Below are 709 nucleotides of genomic sequence, written 5' to 3' on the forward strand. Positions count from 1 at the left end.
TAGAGAATATGATATTTCACCAATAAAAAATAATTTACCAACAAAATTTGGACATTTAATAACAGAATTAAGTAAAAAATACAAAGAAAAAACAGTAATACTCATAGACGAATATGAATCGCCAATATTAGAACATATAAACAATAAAGAAAAAGCAGAAGAATTTAGAGCATTTTTAAGAGAATTCTATAAAAAAGTAAAAACAAAAGATGAATACATAAAATTTGTATTCATAACCGGCATTACAAAATTCACAAAAACAGGAGTATTTTCAGCACTTAATAATTTAAATGATATATCCCTTGATACAGATTATTCGCAAATGTTTGGATATACTCAAAATGAATTAAAAAATTATTTTGTTGAATATATAGAACAAACAGCAAAAAAGTTTAATATAACAACAGAAGAATTATTAAAAGAAATGAAAAAATACTATAATGGATTTTCCTTTGATGGAGAACATTATGTATATAATCCATTTTCAATATTAAAATTCTTTCAAAAAAAAGAATTTCAAAATTACTGGTTTGAAAGCGGATCGCCAAGCTTTTTGTATGAATATATAAAAGGAAAAAAGATAGAATATGAAGACTTAGTAAAAAACACAGTAAGTGCAATGGATTTCTCAACAAGAGAAATAGAAGATGCAAATGCAAATATATTCTTTACACAAGCAGGATATTTGACATTTAAAGGAATAGAAAGA

The 709-nt window shown here is 24.0% G+C and carries 1 protein-coding gene; it reads left to right on the plus strand.

All coding sequences use genetic code 11. From position 1 onward, the window contains the following. On the plus strand, positions 1-709 hold a 709-nt coding region (locus tag XO12_RS11125), incomplete at both ends, for an AAA family ATPase (RefSeq protein ID WP_175420353.1).

The sequence above is a fragment of the Marinitoga sp. 1154 genome (genome assembly GCF_013363285.1).
Lineage (GTDB): Bacteria > Thermotogota > Thermotogae > Petrotogales > Petrotogaceae > Marinitoga.